Raw genomic sequence first — 16,398 nt, 5'->3', positions numbered from 1 at the left:
TCAAAATACGCAAACGCCGTCCTCTCCGCCAGCGCACCGCCGGGCGATCAGACCGACAGCCGCGCCGCATGGCTTCCGCGCTCGCGGTAGGGCGTTGTCTGGTAATGGGCGCGGTAGCATTTCGAGAAATGCGACGGTGAGGCAAAGCCGCAGGCCAGCGCGACGTTGATCACGCTCATGTCGGTCTGCATCAAGAGGTTGCGCGCCTTTTGCAGCCGCAGTTCCATGTAATACCGCTTGGGCGAGCGGTTGAGATAGCGCCGGAACAGGCGTTCCAGCTGCCGCGTCGACATGCCGACGTTGCGGGCCAGAAGCGCGGGGCTCACCGGTTCTTCGATGTTCTTTTCCATCGCCTGGATGACCGAGGACAGCTTGGGATGTCGCACGCCGATCCGGGTGGGCGTCGACAGCCGCTGGGTGTCCTGGTCGGTCCGGATCGAGGAATAGATCAACTGGTCCGCCACCGCGTTCGCCAGTTCCTCGCCGTGGTCGTCGGCGATGATCTTGAGCATCAGGTCGATGGACGACGTTCCGCCCGCCGTCGTCATCCGGTTGCCATCGACGACGAACACCGACTTGGTCAGCGTCACGTCCTCGAATTCCTCTTCGAAGCTGTCGGCGTTCTCCCAGTGGATCGTCGCCTTCTTGCCGTCGAGAAGGCCCGCCTTGGCCAGCGAATATCCCGCCGTGCACAGCCCGCCGATGACGACGCCGCGCCGTGCCTCGCGCCGCACCCAGTTCAAAAGCCGCCGCGTCGTGGCCGCCTGCACGTCGATGCCGCTGCACAGCATCATCACGTCCTCGCGGTCCAGCTCGTCCAGATCGCCTTGCAACGGATAGGCCACCCCGGCCGAGCAGCGCACCGTTTCGCCGCCTTCGCCGATCAGCCGCCAGTCATAAAGCCGCGCATCCGCCATGCGGTTGGCGATCCGCAACGCCTCCAGCGCACAGGCAAAGGACAGCATGGTGAAATTCTCGAGCAGCACGAACACAAAGCGGCGCGGCTTGCGCGGAACGGTGTCGACTTCGACGATCTGGCGATTCAGTTGCATGTGCGGGGTATCCGGTTTGGCCGAGGACGCTGGCAGGAAAGGGGGCAGGGATCAAGGAGTGACGTGCGCAATGCGGACCGCCGCACGACGATTCGCGCTTTTCCGGCAATCGGGGGTTTGCGTGCGACGTTGCCCTTGCCTATAAGCCTCGGGCGATACCGCTAACCCGCCGGAGAACCGATATGAGCGACTGGAACAAATCCGCTTGGCGCAAGCTGCCCCGGGTCCAGATGCCCGAGTATCTTGACGAAGCCGCCCTGAAGGGCGTCGAGTCGCAGCTGTCGAAGTATCCTCCGCTGGTGTTCGCCGGTGAGGCGCGCAAGCTGAAGACGGAACTGGCGGCAGTGTCGCGCGGCGAGGGGTTCCTGTTGCAAGGCGGCGACTGCGCCGAAAGCTTTGCCGAGTTTTCCGCCGACAACATCCGCGACACCTTCAAAGTGCTGTTGCAGATGGCGATGGTGCTGACGTTTGGCGCCAAGGTGCCGGTGGTCAAGGTCGGCCGGATGGCAGGCCAGTTCGCCAAGCCGCGCTCTGCGCCAATGGAAACGATCAGCGGGACCGAGCTGCCCAGCTACCGCGGCGACATCATCAACGGCTTCGATTTCACGCCCGAGGCGCGGATCCCCGATCCCGCGCGGATGTTGCAGGCCTATACCCAGGCGGCCGCGTCGCTGAACCTGTTGCGCGCCTTCTCGACGGGTGGTTTCGCCGATGTGCACCGGGTGCACGCCTGGACGCTTGGCTTCACCGAAAGCGACGAGGCCGAGAAATACCGCGATCTCGCCAACCGGATTTCCGACGCGCTCGACTTCATCACGGCAGCCGGGATCACCAGCGACACCAACGCCGAAATCTCGACGGTGGATTTCTACACCTCGCACGAGGCGCTTCTGCTGGAATACGAAGAGGCACTGGCACGCGTCGATTCCACCTCGGGCAAATGGCTTGCGGGGTCGGGTCACATGATCTGGATCGGCGACCGCACCCGCCAGCCTGACGGCGCGCATGTCGAATTCGCGCGCGGCGTGCAGAACCCCATCGGGCTCAAGTGTGGCCCGACGATGACCAGCGGCCACCTCAAGGCGCTGATGGCCAAGCTGAACCCTGCCAACGAGGCCGGGCGCCTGACGTTGATCGCACGCTTCGGCGCAGGATCGGTGGGCGAGCATCTGCCGCGCCTGATCCAGGCGGTGCAGGAAGAGGGCGCCAATGTCGTGTGGTCCTGCGATCCGATGCATGGCAACACGATCAAGTCGTCTTCGGGCTACAAGACGCGGCCGTTCGATTCAGTGCTGCGCGAGGTGCGTGAGTTCTTCGCGGTCCACAACGCCGAAGGCACGATCCCCGGCGGCGTTCATTTCGAGATGACCGGCCAGGACGTGACCGAATGCACCGGCGGCGTGCGGGCCGTCACCGACGAGGATCTGTCGGACCGTTATCACACCGCGTGCGATCCGCGCCTCAACGCGAGCCAGGCGCTGGAACTGGCGTTTCTTGTGGCAGAGGAACTGTCGTCGCGGCGCGAAGCGAACCGTCAGGCCGCGAACGCCTGACCCTCTGAAAGTCCAACGTGAACAAGGCCCCGCAAGGGGCCTTTTTCTATACCGATTTGATCAGGCGCAGCTTGGGGCGCTCCCCGGTCACGCGCGGCGTTTCCGTGTAGGCGGCCTGCGCCTCGGCCATGCCATGCGCGGCCATCGGCGCCGCTGGCGTGCGGGTCCGCAGCGCGGGCCCGGCCCAGCCCGGCGCCTCGATCTGGCGCAGCGCGACTTCGGACACGGAAAAGCGGCGCGGGGTGCGACCGATCTCGCCGTGCATCTCGACAGCCCCCAGCAGGCGGCTGCCCGCACCATCCTCGGACGACATCGGCGCCAGCAGCATACGGCCGACCAGCGCCGGGCGGCCGAACCCTGTCTCGCCTGTCAGCGCAAGCGTCGCCACCGCGGGGCGGCACACGGCTTCCTCGATCAGGTCGGCGATGGCCATCCGCGCCTCGGGGCACATCAGGGCGGTGATCGGCATGCCGCGCACGTCCATGCCCATGACATCCGCGAGGTGCATGCCTGCAAGGCGAAAGCGCGCAACGCCCGGCGCGACACGGTCGAGGATGAAGGCGTTGGGCAGCGCGCGGTCCAGCCCGCGCGGATCGATCTCGTGGCGTTCAGGCATTGCACGGGTGCCGCGCAGCGCCTCCCAATAGGCATCCACGATGGCGATGGCCGGATACCGGCGGGGCAGGGCATGGTCCATGAGGCGGATCACCTGTGCAGTCTGGTCGCTGGTCTGTGTCATCGCTGTTCCGTCACCCGCGTTGCCCGCGTGGTGACCCTCTGTTAACCCTAGCTTCGGGATCGTTACCCGAGTGTTAATATGGCACAGGGACCGCCCGAACGCCGTTGATTTTCCGTTAAAGGGTAAATGACGATGACCAAATCGATGACCGGCTTCGCCACGCGCGCCGGGCGACACGAGGGGTGGAGCTGGTCCTGGGACATCCGGTCGGTCAACGGCAGGGGGCTCGACATCCGCCTTCGCATGCCCGATTGGATCGAAGGTCTGGAACAGGCCGTCCGCAAACACGTCTCGCAGCGCGCCGCGCGCGGATCGGTCACCGTCTCGCTCAAGCTGCAGCGCGATGCCGCCGCCGACGATAGCGCGCTTGATCCCGAAGCGCTGACCCGCGCACTGGACCGCCTGAGGAACGTCGCTGAAGCCGCTGAAAGTGCTGGCGTTTCCATTGCGCCCGTGACCGCCGCCGATGTGCTGGCCTTGCCTGGTGTGATGCGCGGCAACGCCGAGGAACGGGACATGGGCGGATTGGCCAAGGCCGTGCTGGCCGATCTTGCGCCGTTGATGGACGCCTTCGATGCGGCCCGCGATGCCGAAGGCACGGCGCTGGCCGACGTGATCGGCGCGCAGATCGCCCGCATCGCAGAGCTGACCGCACACTCGGCCCAGCTTGCGGACGAGAGGCGCGGAGCACAGGCCGAAACCCTGCGCACCAACATGGCCAAGGTCATGGACAGCGCCGACAAGGTCGATCCGGGGCGGCTGGAGCAGGAGCTTGCGCTCTTGGTGGTGAAGTCCGACGTGACCGAGGAAATCGACCGCCTGGGGGCCCATGTCGAGGCGGCGCGGGTGCTGCTGGCCGAGGACGGCCCGATCGGGCGCAAGTTCGATTTCCTGACGCAGGAATTCAACCGCGAGGCCAATACGCTGTGTTCCAAGGCAGGTTCGGCCGAGTTGACCCGCACCGGCCTTGACCTCAAGACCGTCATCGATCAGATGCGCGAGCAAGTCCAGAATGTGGAGTAGGCCCATGACCGCCATGACACGCCGGGGCCTTCTGATTATCCTGTCCTCGCCTTCGGGCGCTGGAAAATCCACGCTGGCCCGTCGGCTGATGGACTGGGACCCGACGCTGCGGTTCTCGGTGTCGGCCACCACGCGTGCGCCGCGCGCCGCCGAGATCGACGGCGATCACTATCACTTCGTTTCTGAAGAAGACTTCCGCGCCATGGTCACGGACGAGGAGATGCTGGAACACGCCCATGTCTTCGGCAACTTCTACGGTTCTCCCGTGGCCCCGGTCGAGGCGGCGATCAAGGCCGGGCGGGACGTGCTGTTCGACATCGACTGGCAGGGCGCGCAGCAGATCGGCAACTCGCGGCTGTCCGACCATGTGCTGTCGATCTTCGTTCTGCCGCCCTCGATAGACGAGCTGCGCCGCAGGCTTATCAGCCGGGGGCAGGACACCGATGACATCATCGCAAAGCGAATGCAGAAAAGCTGGGACGAGATAAGCCATTGGGGCGGCTACGATTACGTGCTGGTCAACGACGATCTCGACGCGACCGAGGCCAAGCTGAAGACGATCATCGAGGCCGAGAGGATGCGCCGCGTCCAGCAGCCGCAGCTTGTCGACCATGTGCGCGCGCTGCAGCGCGAATTCGAGGAGATGGACGCATGATCTACATGCTCGACGGCAAGAAGCCCAAGCTGCCCACCTCGGGCGATCTGTGGATCGCACCCGACGCCAACGTCATCGGGGATGTCACGCTGGGCGAGGGGTGTTCGGTCTGGTTCGGCGCCACCTTGCGCGGCGACAACGATCCACTGGTGATCGGCGAGGGCACGAACGTGCAGGAAAACGTCGTGATGCACACCGATATCGGCTATCCGCTGACCATCGGGCGCGACTGCACCATCGGGCACAAGGCGATGCTGCACGGCTGCACCATAGGCGACGAGACGCTGATCGGCATGGGGGCGACGATCCTCAACGGCGCGGTGATCGGACGGAACTGCCTGATCGGCGCGGGCGCGCTGATCCCCGAGGGCAAGGAAATCCCCGACGGCAGCCTTGTCATGGGCACGCCCGGCAAGGTGGTGCGCCAACTGGACGATGCCGCGATCGAGGGGCTGCGCGCCTCGGCGCAGCATTACCAGCAGAACATGCGGCGGTTCCGCGACGGCCTGGCCATCGCCGAGTAGGGGCAGGGCCCGGGGAGCAAGTCATGGGACAGGATCTTCTTGCGTCGCTTCTGTCCGCGGCGCCGCTTCCTGCGGTTCATGTCCAGCGTGACGAGCGTGTCGCCTTTGTCAATGACGGCGCAATGCGGCTGTTCGGGCAGGGCATAATCGGGCGGCACTACATCACCGTCTTCCGGCAACCCAACCTTCTGGACTGCGTCGAGGCGGCGCTGCGGGACCGCCAGGTGTCGAGCGGACAGTTCCTGACCTCGGACGCTGGGCGCGAGGTGACGTACCGCGTCGTTGCCGCGCCGGTCGAGGGCGCCGGTCAGCAGGGAGTCGTCGTCTATCTCGAAGACATGACCCACATGCAGGACGCCGTGCAGATGCGCCGCGACTTCATCGCCAATGTCAGCCACGAGTTGAAGACACCGCTGACCGCACTTACCGGGTTCATCGAAACCTTGCGCGGCCCGGCGCGAGAGGATGCAGCCGCGCGCGAGCGGTTCCTTGAGATCATGGACCACGAAGCGCGGCGGATGAACCGCCTTGTGCAGGACCTGCTGTCGCTCAGCCGCGTGGAAAGCGAGGAACGGATGCGCCCGACGGACACCGTCGATCTGGGCGCGCTGATCGAACGCACGGTGCTGTCGCTTCAGCCTCTGATCGACGGGGCAGGCTCGCGCGTCGAGATCGCGGGCGCGGCGCCGGGGTTCGAGGTGACGGGCGATGCCGACCAGCTGTTGCAGGTGTTCTCGAACCTGATCGAGAACGCGGTGAAATACGGTGGTGATCTGGTGACGATCACGGTGTCCGCGCGCGACTATGACGGCAGCATCCGGGGACCGGCGGCGCGGATCGATGTCACGGACAACGGCGAGGGCATCGACGAATTGCATCTGCCGCGTCTGATGGAACGGTTCTACCGCATCGACGGCCACCGGTCGCGCGAGATGGGCGGCACCGGGCTTGGGCTCGCCATCGTCAAGCACATCGTGAACCGGCATCGGGGCCGCGTCCGAGTGGAAAGCGAAAAGGGTCGGGGCAGCGTGTTCTCGGTGGTTCTGCCGTTGATCTGAGGGGCGCTTTGCGCTGTGCCGCGGTCGGATCCAATTATCGCATAATCAGTATTATGTAAATTATGAAGGGGTGTATCCGTTGAACCTTTGGTTCAATACGCGCTGGCATCCCTTTGTGCACAAAACGAAAACGGGCCCCGCTTGGGGCCCGCTTTGCATATCGCAATGTCTGCACCGTGGCGCAGTGTCAGGCCTGGCTGACCTTGGCAACCTCTGCCGCAAAGTCCTCGGTCTCGCGTGCGATGCCTTCGCCGACTTCGAGGCGTGCAAAGCCGCTGATCTCGACGCCAGCCTCTTTTGCCGCGTCGGCAACGGTCACGTCGGGGTTCACCACGAACTGCTGACCGGTCAGCGTGATCTCGGCGAGGAACTTCTTCATCCTGCCTTCGATCATCTTCTCGATCACTTGCTCGGGCTTGCCGGACTCGCGCGCGATCTCGATCTGGACCTGCTTTTCCTTCTCGAGGAGTGCCGGGTCCACCGAAGCCGCGTCCAGCGCTGCCGGGTTCGCTGCCGCGATGTGCATCGCGATCTGGCGGCCGATGCCGGTGTCGGTGCCCTTCAGGCCGACCAGCACGCCGATCTTGCCCATGCCGTCCGCAGCGGCGTTATGGACGTAGGACACGACCGTCTCGCCCTCGACGCGGGCCATCCGGCGCACCGACATGTTCTCGCCGATCTTGGCGATCTTGTCGGTGATGATGTCCTTGATCTTCTTGCCGTCGATCTCGGTCTCGACCAGCGCCGCGGTGTCCTTGACGCCAAGCGCAGCCTTGGCAAAGCTAGCGACCATGTCCTGGAACTCGGCGTTCTTGGCGACGAAATCCGTCTCCGAGTTCACCTCGACGGCGACAGCGGTGGTGCCGTCCAGTGCGACGGCGACAAGGCCCTCGGCGGCGGTGCGGCCGGATTTCTTGGCGGCCTTCGCCAGACCCTTGGTGCGCAGCCAGTCCACCGCGGCGTCCATGTCGCCATCGGTTTCGGTCAGCGCCTTCTTGGCGTCCATCATGCCCGCGCCGGTGGAATCGCGCAGTTCTTTCACTTGTGCAGCCGTGATTGCCATCTCTTGGCTCTCCTCAGGATTATGTCTTGTCCGGCGCGTCCCTAGACGCGCCGGGTAACCATTTCATGTCGGTTTCATATCAGTCCGCAGGACGGCCGGTCAGGCGTTCTCGGTGGGCTCTTCCGCGACAGCGTCTTCGGTGATCGCTTCTTCGAAGGCTCCAACGTCGACACCGGCCGATTCCATCTGCGCCGACATGCCGTCAAGCGCCGCACGGGCCACCAGATCGCAATACAGGGCGATGGCGCGGGCCGCGTCGTCGTTGCCGGGAATGATATAGTCGATGCCGTCGGGCGCGCAGTTGGTGTCGACGATCGCGACGACCGGGATGCCCAGCTTCTTGGCTTCGAGGATGGCAAGGTCTTCCTTGCCGACATCGATCACGAACAGCAGGTCCGGCAGGCCGCCCATTTCGCGGATGCCGCCCAGCGAGGCGTTCAGCTTCTCGCGGTCGCGTTCCATCGACAGACGCTCGCGCTTGGTCAGGCCTTCGGCGCCCTGCTCCATCTGCTCGTCGATCGACCGCAGACGGTTGATCGATTGCGAGACGGTTTTCCAGTTGGTCAGCGTGCCGCCCAGCCAGCGGTGGTTCATGTAATACTGCGCGCAGCGCTCGGCGGCGTCGGCGATGGGCTTTTGCGCCTGACGCTTGGTGCCGACGAACAGGATGCGGCCGTTCTTGGCGACGGTGTCGCGGATCACGTTCAATGCCTTGTCGAGCATCGGGACGGTCTGCGTCAGGTCGAGAATGTGGATGCCATTCCGCTCGCCATAGATGAACTCGCCCATGCGGGGGTTCCAGCGTTGCGTCTGGTGGCCAAAGTGAACGCCAGCTTCCAAGAGCTGACGCAAGGAGAATTCGGGGAGCGCCATGTCCAATGTTCCTTTTCCGGTTTGCGCCTCGGCGGGGGTCTCATCCCGGATGGATATCCGGGACAACCGGCGGACCTTTGCGGGATGTCTCCCCGCAGGGCCCAACCCCGCCTGTGAAGTGTGCGTGGCGTTAGAGCATGTCGCGGGGGTTGGCAACCCCCCTGCCCGCATTGCCCCCCTTGCCAGCGCCGCGGCCTCGCGCCAGAAGGCACGCATGACGCAAGCCCCCGACATCCTGTGCATCGGCTCTGTCCTTTGGGACGTGATCGGCCGCACCGCAAGCCACATGCGCGTGGGGTCCGACGTTCCGGGCCGGATCAGCCGCGTGCCGGGCGGTGTCGCGCTCAATATCGCGATGACGCTGCGGCGGCTGGGGATGCGGCCCGCGCTGCTGAGCGTCGTTGGCCGCGATGCCGAGGGCGATGACCTGATCGAACGCTGCGGACGCATGGGGCTGCTGACGCAGCATCTCTATCGCTCGGAAGACCTGCCGACGGACATCTACATGGCCATCGAGGGCGCGAACGGGCTGATCGCCGCCATCGCCGACGCCCATTCGCTGGAAGAAGCGGGCGACAAGATCCTGCGCCCGCTGGCGGATGGTCGGCTTGGGACGGCAGACGTACCCTACCCCGGCCCCATCGCGCTTGATGGCAACCTGACCGAGGACCTGCTGTCCGAAATCGCGAAAAGCCCGCTGTTCGCCGCTGCAGACCTGCGCGTCGCGCCCGCAAGCCCCGGCAAGGCGGAACGGCTTTTGCCGCTGCTGACGCATCCGCACGCGACGATCTACGTCAACACCGAAGAAGCCGGGCTTCTGACCGGCAAGCGCCTTGACGGCTCGCGTGCCGCCGCCGAGGCGCTGATCGCACGCGGCGCGGCGCGGGTCTGCGTGACGGACGGCGGCCGCCCGGCGACGGTGGCGGCGCCCGAGGGTCTGGTCACCGCCACGCCGCCCGAGGTCATGGTGACGCGCGTCACTGGGGCGGGCGATACGTTCATGGCCGCCCATGTCACCGCCGAAATCGAAGGCGCTTCGCCGCAGGACGCGCTCGCCCGGGCGCTGAGCGTCGCCGCCGACTACATATCTGGAGAAACCTCGCTGTGATCGATATTTCCTATTCGCCCGAGGTCGCCGCCGCGCGCGACACCGGCACGCCGCTGGTCGCGCTCGAATCCACGATCATCACCCACGGCATGCCGTTTCCGCAGAACGTCGAGACCGCGCGCCAGGTCGAGGAAACGGTGCGTGCCGCTGGTGCCGTGCCGGCGACCATCGCGGTGATCGGCGGGCGGTTGCACATCGGCCTGACCGGGGACGAGTTGGACGCGCTGGGACAGGCCACCGGCGTCGCCAAGCTGTCGCGCGCAGATTTCGCTGCCTGCATCGCCGCTGGCGGGACAGGCGCGACAACCGTGGCCGCGACGATGATCGCGGCGCGGCTGGCGGGCATTGCGGTCTTTGCCACCGGCGGGATCGGCGGCGTGCATCGGGGGGCGGAGAGCAGCTTTGACATCTCGGCAGACCTGCGCGAGTTGGCGCAAACGCCGGTGACGGTCGTTGCTGCGGGCGCCAAGGCGATCCTCGATCTGCCGAAAACGCTGGAGGTTCTGGAAACCTTCGGCGTCCCGGTGATCGCCTATGGACAGGACGCGCTTCCGGCCTTCTGGTCGCGGGACAGCGGACTGCCCGCGCCGCTGCGCATGGACAGTGCCGCCGCCATAGCACGCGCCCATGTGATGCGCGGCGCGATGGGCATTCCGGGCGGGCAACTGGTGGCGAACCCGGTGCCCGAGGCGGACGAGATCCCCAAGGCCGAGATGGACCGCATCGTCGAGATCGCCCTGGCCGAGGCCGCCGCCACCCATGTCTCGGGCAAGGCCGTCACGCCGTTCCTGCTCGACCGCATCTACCACCTGACCGAGGGCCGCTCGCTTGAGGCCAATATCGCGCTGGTGCTCAACAATGCGCGGCTTGCGGCAGAGATTGCACAGCATATCGCCGCTTCGGGGGACATCTCTGCAAGATGATCGCGGCGGTCATTGTGGACCGGCCTGCGCGCGTCTATCTTGGTCCGGTATGACTGCGGGCTGCCCCTGACCATGACCAAATCCGATCCGACCCCTTCCGCGGAGCCAAAGCGCCGGCCGTCCTGGCTGTTGCGCCTGCGCGGCAATTTCCTGACCGGGCTGGTGGTTATTGCGCCCATCGGTCTGACCGTCTGGCTGGTCTGGACGGTGATTGGCTGGGTCGACGGCTTTGTCCTGCCGCTGGTGCCCGGGCCCTACAAGCCCGACAACATCATCATGACCCTGTTCGGCGTGGATTATCCGCTGAACATCCGCGGCATCGGCGTCGTCGTGTTCCTGCTGTTCACGCTGCTGATCGGCTGGCTGGCCAAGGGGCTGATCGGTCGCTCGCTTCTGCGCTGGGGCGAGCATCTGGTCGACCGGATGCCGATTGTGCGCTCGGTCTACAACGCGCTGAAACAGATTGCGGAAACCGTGTTCAGCCAGGCCGAGGCGTCGTTCGAAAAGGCCTGCCTGATCGAATACCCGCGCCCCGGCCTCTGGGCCGTCGCCTTTGTCTCGACCACGGCCAAGGGCGAGGTGCTGGAAAAGCTGCCCGAGGACGATCAGGTGATGACGGTGTTCCTGCCGACCACGCCCAACCCGACGTCCGGCTTTCTGCTGTTCGTGCCCAAGCGCGACGTGATCGAGTTGGACATGACCATCGAGGATGCGGCGAAACTGGTGATCTCGGCGGGGCTGGTCTATCCCACCGGAACCGCGCCCGCGATCCCCACGGCGGATTTGCCACCAAAGCTGCGCGAGAAGATCAGCGCCTAGGCGAACATCGCCCGCAGATCGACCGTCGCGCGTTCGTTCAGATCGTCCTTGTGCCGCGCGAGGAACGCATCCGCCGCCAGCCGCCCCGCCGCCTTGAGCTGTCCCAGCAAGGCGGGCGTCGGCGACACCTTGGTTGCCACGTTCAACGCGTTCATCAACGCGTCGTCGACGATCATGTGAACCAGCACATCCTTCATCGCGCCCTTGCGGATGGTGCCGTCCGCGATCAGGCGTTTGACGAAGTTGATCGCCCGCAGATCGCGCAGGAGCGAGGCGTTGAAGCTGATCTCGTTGATCCGGTTCTGGATCGCCATCGCCGAGCGAGGCGTGTCTTCATAGACCAGCGGATTGATCTGGATGACGAGGATGTCGTCGGGCAGGTCGGTCTCGTAAAGCGGGAACAGTGGCGGGTTGCCCGCATAGCCGCCGTCCCAATACGGCTCTCCGTCGATCTCGACCGCCTGGAACAGCGTCGGCAGGCAGGCCGAGGCGAGAATCGCGTCGGTGGTGATCTCGTCACCGGAAAAGACGCGGATCTTGCCGGTCCGCACGCTGGTGGCCCCGACAAAGAAACGCGGCCCCTCGCCTGCGCAGATGCTGGCAAAGTCGAAATGATCGACGATGGATGTCAGCGGATTGCGGTAGAACGGCCCGTAGGCATAGGGGCTGAGCATCCGCATCGTGGCATCCGCCAGCGCATATTGCGCGGAATTCCCGAGCGCAGAGGCGAACATGGCGGGCGTCGGAGCCAGCGATTGCAGCCAGTCGCCGAACACGCCGCCGCTCGACGCGCCGACGCGGCCCCATAGCCAGTCGAGGTTTTCGCGTGCGCCCGTTCGCCCGCCGCGCACCAGCCCCGCCTTCAGCGCCGCGCCGTTCAGCGCGCCCGCCGAGGTGCCGGAAATCGCGGCAATCTCGATATCCTCGTCTTCAAGGATGCGGTCGAGCGCGCCCCAGGTGAAGGCGCCATGCGCGCCGCCGCCCTGAAGCGCGAGGTTGATGCGCTTGGTCATGCCGGGCTACTGCGCCGTCCAGCCGCCATCGACGCTGATCGACGTGCCGGTGATCTGGTCTGCGGCGGGCGAGCACAGGAAGGCCGCGATGCCGCCGACCTGACCGGTGGTCGCAAAGTCCTTGGACGGCTGCTTGGCCAGCATCACCTCGCGGATCACCTGATCGCGGTCCATGTCATGCGTCTTCATCTGGTCCGGGATCTGCGCCTCGACCAGCGGGGTCAGCACATATCCGGGGCAGATCGCGTTGCAGGTGATGTCTTCCTCTGCGGTTTCCAGCGCGACGGTCTTGGTCAGGCCCAGCACCCCGTGCTTGGCCGCGACATAGGCCGACTTGAACGGCGAGGCGCGCAGCCCGTGCGCGGAGGCGACGTTGATGATGCGCCCCCACCCGGCCTTGCGCATCATCGGGATGGCGGCGGCGATGGTGTGAAAGTTCGACGACATATTGATCGCGATGATCGCGTCCCACTTGTCCGCAGGAAAATCCTCGACCCGGGCGACATGCTGGATGCCGGCGTTGTTCACCAGGATGTCGCAGGCGGCCGCGTCCTCGACCAGCTTGCGGGCCTCGTCGCCCTTGGACAGGTCCGCCTTGATATAGCGCGCGGTCACGCCGTACTGCTGCGCGATCCTGTCTGCGAGCGCGTGGTCATCCTTGCTGTCGGTGTAGGAATTCAGGACCACGTTTGCGCCCTGCCGCGCCAGTTCCTCGGCCACGCCAAGGCCAATGCCCGAGTTCGATCCGGTGATGATTGCCGTCTTGCCTGAAAGCGTCATGCCTGCCCCCGTTGCTGCGTCTGCCCGATATATATGCTGCAAGCGCAGCAATGACACGCGGGGTTCCGCCGGGACGAAAAAAAACGCCCGCACAAGGCGGGCGTTAAGTTATTGAGGCAGGTTTCATACAGGCAAGAAACCTATCGAGCAGTGCCCTCTTTATACGCGGTGCGGCGCCGGGGTCCAAGCCAAAAGTTTGATTAGGTTGGCAAACGCGCTTACGCTTCGGGTCAACCACACAAGGCGCAGGGAGTTTGTTGCCGAAATGAAACAAGTCTGTTCAGGCCCGATCCAGCGGATGATCGCTGTTTTTCTGGCGGCACTCGTCGCGTGTCAGGCGCAGGCAGAGCCCCGGCATGGCATAGCTATGTATGGAGACCCTGCGCTTCCACCTGATTTTGTGTCTCTTCCCTATGCCAACCCCGATGCGCCCACTGGCGGGCGAATCGTTACCGGCGAGGTGGGGGGATTCGACAGCCTCAATCCCTACATCCGCAAGGGCAGCGTGCCGTGGCAGCTTCCCTATCTGGCGGTGGAAAGCCTGATGGGCCGCAACTGGGACGAGCCGTTCACGTTGTACGGCCTTCTGGCCGAATCGGTCGAGACGGATGACGACCGCACCTGGGTGGAATTCACGCTGCGCGAAGAGGCCCGATTCTCGGACGGCAGCCCTGTGACGGTCGAGGACGTGCTGTGGTCCTACGAGACGCTGGGGACCGAAGGCCACCCGCGTTACCTGGGCGCCTGGCAAAAGGTAGAAACCGCCGAGGCGGTCGGCCCGCGCACCGTGCGCTTCACCTTCAACACCGAGGACCGCGAATTGCCGCTGATCCTTGGCCTGCGCCCGATCCTCAAGAAGGCACAGTGGGAGGGCGTGGATTTCGCCGAATCCGGCCTCGACATCATCCCGATCACCACGGCGCCTTACGTCATCGACGACTTTCAGCCCGGCCGCTTCGTGTCGCTCAAGCGTGATCCGGACTACTGGGGCAATGACCTGCCATTCATGCAAGGTCAGGCCAACCTCGACGAGATCCGGCTGGAATTCTACGCCGACGGCACCGCGCAATTCGAGGCGTTCAAGGCGGGCGAGTTGAATTCGAACCGCGAATTCAACGCCGCGACATGGGACAGCCAGTATGACTTCCCTGCTATCGACCGCGGCGATGTCGTGAAATCGGTAATCGCTCACCAGCGCCCGTCCGGCATCACCGGCTTTGTGATGAACACCCGCAAGGACATCTTCGCCGATTGGCGGGTGCGCGACGCGATGCTGCACGCCTTCAACTTCGAATTCATCAACCAGACCCAGACGGGGGGTGAGCAGCCGCGCATCACCTCGTATTTCTCGAACTCCGTCCTCGGGATGCGGGACGGTCCCGCCGAAGGCCGGGTGCGCGAATACCTCGAACCCTTCGCAGACGAGCTGCTGCCGGGGGCGCTGGACGGCTACGCCCTGCCGGTCGGCGACGGCACGGTGCGCAACCGCGCCAACGTCGCCAAGGCCGCCGCGCTTCTGGAAGACGCGGGCTGGACGGTACAGGACGGCGTCTTGCGCAACGCGGACGGCGCAGCGTTCGAGTTCGAGATCCTGCTGCAACAGGGATCGTCCGAGAACCAGTCGATCATCGACATCTATGTCGAAAGCCTGAAGCGCCTCGGGATCGCCCCCGAAGTGACGGTGATCGACAGCGCCCAGTACAAGGAGCGCACGACGACCTACGACTTCGACATGACCTATTACCGGGTCGGCCTGTCGCTGTCGCCGGGCAACGAGCAGAACCTCTACTGGAACTCGGCGGGCGTGACCGAACCGGGCAGCCGCAACCTTGCCGGGATCGACAGCGCCGCCGCGGATGCGCTGATCGGCGAGATCCTCAACTCGCGCTCGAACGAGGATTTCGTGTCGGCGACGCGGGCGCTTGACCGGGTGCTGACCACGGGGCGCTACGTGATCCCGATCTACCAGTTCAACATCAGCCGGATCGCCCACGCGAAAGAGCTGAAGTTCCCCGAGACGATCCCGATCTACGGCGACTGGATCGGCTGGCAGCCGAATGTCTGGTGGTGGCAGGACTGACCGGGCGCACCGCCCCTGCCCCGAGACCCTGAAAGGCCCGCCTTCTGGCGGGCCTTTTTCATTCTGCGGGAACCCCTTGGCCACGCCCGCATTGACCGAGAACCGCATGAACAGGAGACCGCAGATGCAGTGGACCCGTGTCGAGGCCAACTGGGCCGCCTTCGTCGATCCGATCCTTCAGACATGGCCCGATGCCGACGAGGACGAGATCGCCAGCATCGACGGCGACCGCGAGGCGTTCACCGACTACATCGCGACCGTCGAGCAGATCGAACGGATCGAGGCGCAGGAACAGATCGCGGAATGGCTGGAAGGAGCGATTCCCTCTGACGTTCGGATGGACGAGGAAATGGACGCCGAAGGTTATGCCGAAAGCCGCAAGCACCTGATGGAAGGCGAAGACCCGTCAGACGACGACGCCAAGTTCGGTGACGACCAGACGCCGGAAACCCCCATAGGCCGAAGGGACTGATCGCGTCAGACCAGTGCTGTCACCCACAGGATCGTCGCGTCATCCTCGCTGATCGACACCACGTTGTGCCCCATCGTCGCGTCGTAATAGGCGCTGTCACCGCGCCGCATCTCGATGGGTTCGTAGAATTCGGTAATCAGCCGGATTGCGCCGGTCAGCACGTAAAGGAATTCCTCGCCGTCATGGCGCACCCAGCCGTCGAATTCCTCGAACCGGCGGGCGCGCACGCGGGCGCGGTAGGGCAGCATCGCCTTCTTGGTCAGCGCCCCGGCCAGCAACTCGTGCTCGTAGGTCGCCGTTGGATGCGCCTGCCCCTCGCCCGTCCGCGTCACGGTCAGGCGGCCCGAGACCTGCTGTTTCTTCGGCGCGGTGAACAGCTGCGGGACCGAAATTTCCAACCCAACCGCCAGTTTCTTCAGCGCCTCGTAGGTTGGCGACATCTGCCCGTTCTCGATCTTGGACAGGGTCGAGCGGGCAAGACCGGCCTGCCCTGCCGCCTGTTCCAGCGTCCAGTTGCGCGCCTTGCGCAATTCGCGCACCCGCACACCCAGATCGAGAGGCTGAGGCTCGGGCTCTGGGCTGCCGTCGCTGGCGCGGGCAAGGCGGATCAGGCTGGGCTGGTTGTCGTCGGACATGGCCGTTCTTCTACGCACAAGCCCCCGC

The 16,398-nt window shown here is 65.1% G+C and carries 17 protein-coding genes; 10 read left to right on the top strand and 7 right to left on the bottom strand.

The genetic code is table 11. The annotated features are described in order from the left end of the window. Nucleotides 1-47: 47 nt before the first annotated feature. Nucleotides 48-1,052 carry a GlxA family transcriptional regulator gene (locus KTJ87_RS07155; protein ID WP_267138412.1) on the bottom strand — a complete coding sequence of 335 codons (1,005 nt, stop codon included), beginning with the start codon at nt 1,050-1,052 and terminating at the stop codon, nt 48-50. A 182-nt stretch (nt 1,053-1,234) separates the two neighbouring features. On the opposite strand from KTJ87_RS07155, the gene KTJ87_RS07150 reads away from it, so the two are divergent. Then, nucleotides 1,235-2,605 carry a class II 3-deoxy-7-phosphoheptulonate synthase gene (locus tag KTJ87_RS07150; RefSeq protein ID WP_267138411.1) on the top strand — a complete coding sequence of 457 codons (1,371 nt, stop codon included), beginning with the start codon at nt 1,235-1,237 and terminating at the stop codon, nt 2,603-2,605. Nucleotides 2,606-2,651: 46 nt separating this feature from the next. Here the strand turns inward: KTJ87_RS07150 and KTJ87_RS07145 are convergent, their stop codons facing one another. After that, nucleotides 2,652-3,344, bottom strand: a complete 693-nt coding sequence (locus tag KTJ87_RS07145) for a PAS domain-containing protein (RefSeq protein WP_267138410.1) — start codon at nt 3,342-3,344, stop codon at nt 2,652-2,654. Nucleotides 3,345-3,476: 132 nt separating this feature from the next. Between KTJ87_RS07145 and KTJ87_RS07140 the strand changes: the two genes are divergently transcribed. From KTJ87_RS07140 to KTJ87_RS07125, 4 genes are read left to right on the top strand one after another with little or no spacing between them, the layout of a single operon-like run. Further along, nucleotides 3,477-4,367: a YicC/YloC family endoribonuclease gene (locus tag KTJ87_RS07140; protein ID WP_267138409.1), complete on the top strand. Its 891-nt coding sequence runs from the start codon at nt 3,477-3,479 to the stop codon at nt 4,365-4,367. A gap of 13 nt (nt 4,368-4,380) precedes the next feature. After that, on the top strand, nt 4,381-5,022 hold the full coding sequence (gmk, locus tag KTJ87_RS07135) for a guanylate kinase (RefSeq protein ID WP_267138752.1): 642 nt from the start codon (nt 4,381-4,383) through the stop codon (nt 5,020-5,022). Next, on the top strand, nt 5,019-5,546 hold the full coding sequence (locus KTJ87_RS07130) for a gamma carbonic anhydrase family protein (protein ID WP_267138408.1): 528 nt from the start codon (nt 5,019-5,021) through the stop codon (nt 5,544-5,546). The genes gmk and KTJ87_RS07130 overlap by 4 nt, the downstream gene beginning before the upstream one ends. Before the next feature lie 23 nt (nt 5,547-5,569). Continuing rightward, complete coding sequence (locus KTJ87_RS07125) at nt 5,570-6,604, top strand: ATP-binding protein (protein ID WP_267138407.1); 1,035 nt, start codon at nt 5,570-5,572, stop codon at nt 6,602-6,604. A 187-nt stretch (nt 6,605-6,791) separates the two neighbouring features. Here KTJ87_RS07125 and tsf read toward each other — a convergent pair whose 3' ends face one another. Both tsf and rpsB read right to left on the bottom strand, forming a co-directional pair. Next, a complete protein-coding gene (gene tsf / locus KTJ87_RS07120; RefSeq protein ID WP_267138406.1) occupies nt 6,792-7,667 on the bottom strand; it encodes a translation elongation factor Ts in 876 nt (291 codons plus the stop codon). A gap of 99 nt (nt 7,668-7,766) precedes the next feature. After that, a complete protein-coding gene (gene rpsB, locus KTJ87_RS07115) occupies nt 7,767-8,540 on the bottom strand; it encodes a 30S ribosomal protein S2 (protein ID WP_267138405.1) in 774 nt (257 codons plus the stop codon). 214 nt (nt 8,541-8,754) lie between these two features. Here rpsB and KTJ87_RS07110 point away from each other — a divergent pair, with 214 nt between their 5' ends. From KTJ87_RS07110 to KTJ87_RS07100, 3 genes are all read left to right on the top strand, one after another. Further along, nucleotides 8,755-9,648 carry a PfkB family carbohydrate kinase gene (locus tag KTJ87_RS07110; protein ID WP_267138404.1) on the top strand — a complete coding sequence of 298 codons (894 nt, stop codon included), beginning with the start codon at nt 8,755-8,757 and terminating at the stop codon, nt 9,646-9,648. Then, complete coding sequence (locus tag KTJ87_RS07105) at nt 9,645-10,571, top strand: pseudouridine-5'-phosphate glycosidase (RefSeq protein WP_267138403.1); 927 nt, start codon at nt 9,645-9,647, stop codon at nt 10,569-10,571. Before KTJ87_RS07110 ends, KTJ87_RS07105 begins: the two co-directional genes overlap by 4 nt. Nucleotides 10,572-10,643: 72 nt before the next feature. Then, complete coding sequence (locus tag KTJ87_RS07100; protein WP_267138402.1) at nt 10,644-11,390, top strand: DUF502 domain-containing protein; 747 nt, start codon at nt 10,644-10,646, stop codon at nt 11,388-11,390. On the opposite strand, the gene KTJ87_RS07095 is transcribed toward KTJ87_RS07100, so the two are convergent. Together KTJ87_RS07095 and KTJ87_RS07090 are read right to left on the bottom strand one after the other, a co-directional pair. Next, a complete protein-coding gene (locus tag KTJ87_RS07095; protein ID WP_267138401.1) occupies nt 11,387-12,403 on the bottom strand; it encodes a patatin-like phospholipase family protein in 1,017 nt (338 codons plus the stop codon). The two genes, KTJ87_RS07100 and KTJ87_RS07095, sit on opposite strands and share 4 nt — an antisense overlap. Nucleotides 12,404-12,409: 6 nt before the next feature. Next, nucleotides 12,410-13,183 (bottom strand): 3-hydroxybutyrate dehydrogenase, encoded by a 774-nt coding sequence (locus KTJ87_RS07090; protein ID WP_267138400.1) that lies wholly within the window; start codon nt 13,181-13,183, stop codon nt 12,410-12,412. A 298-nt stretch (nt 13,184-13,481) separates the two neighbouring features. Here KTJ87_RS07090 and KTJ87_RS07085 point away from each other — a divergent pair, with 298 nt between their 5' ends. Further along, nucleotides 13,482-15,263: an extracellular solute-binding protein gene (locus KTJ87_RS07085; RefSeq protein ID WP_267138751.1), complete on the top strand. Its 1,782-nt coding sequence runs from the start codon at nt 13,482-13,484 to the stop codon at nt 15,261-15,263. A gap of 124 nt (nt 15,264-15,387) precedes the next feature. Then, nucleotides 15,388-15,735, top strand: a complete 348-nt coding sequence (locus tag KTJ87_RS07080) for a hypothetical protein (protein WP_267138399.1) — start codon at nt 15,388-15,390, stop codon at nt 15,733-15,735. Between the two features lie 5 nt (nt 15,736-15,740). Here the strand turns inward: KTJ87_RS07080 and KTJ87_RS07075 are convergent, their stop codons facing one another. After that, nucleotides 15,741-16,370 carry a helix-turn-helix domain-containing protein gene (locus KTJ87_RS07075; protein ID WP_267138398.1) on the bottom strand — a complete coding sequence of 210 codons (630 nt, stop codon included), beginning with the start codon at nt 16,368-16,370 and terminating at the stop codon, nt 15,741-15,743. Between the last annotated feature and the right edge of the window lie 28 nt (nt 16,371-16,398).

The organism is Anianabacter salinae (assembly GCF_019061145.1).
In the GTDB taxonomy this organism is placed as follows: domain Bacteria; phylum Pseudomonadota; class Alphaproteobacteria; order Rhodobacterales; family Rhodobacteraceae; genus Anianibacter; species Anianibacter salinarum.
The sequence above is the reverse complement of the archived record's forward strand: the minus strand, read 5'-3'. Positions and strand labels throughout refer to the sequence as shown.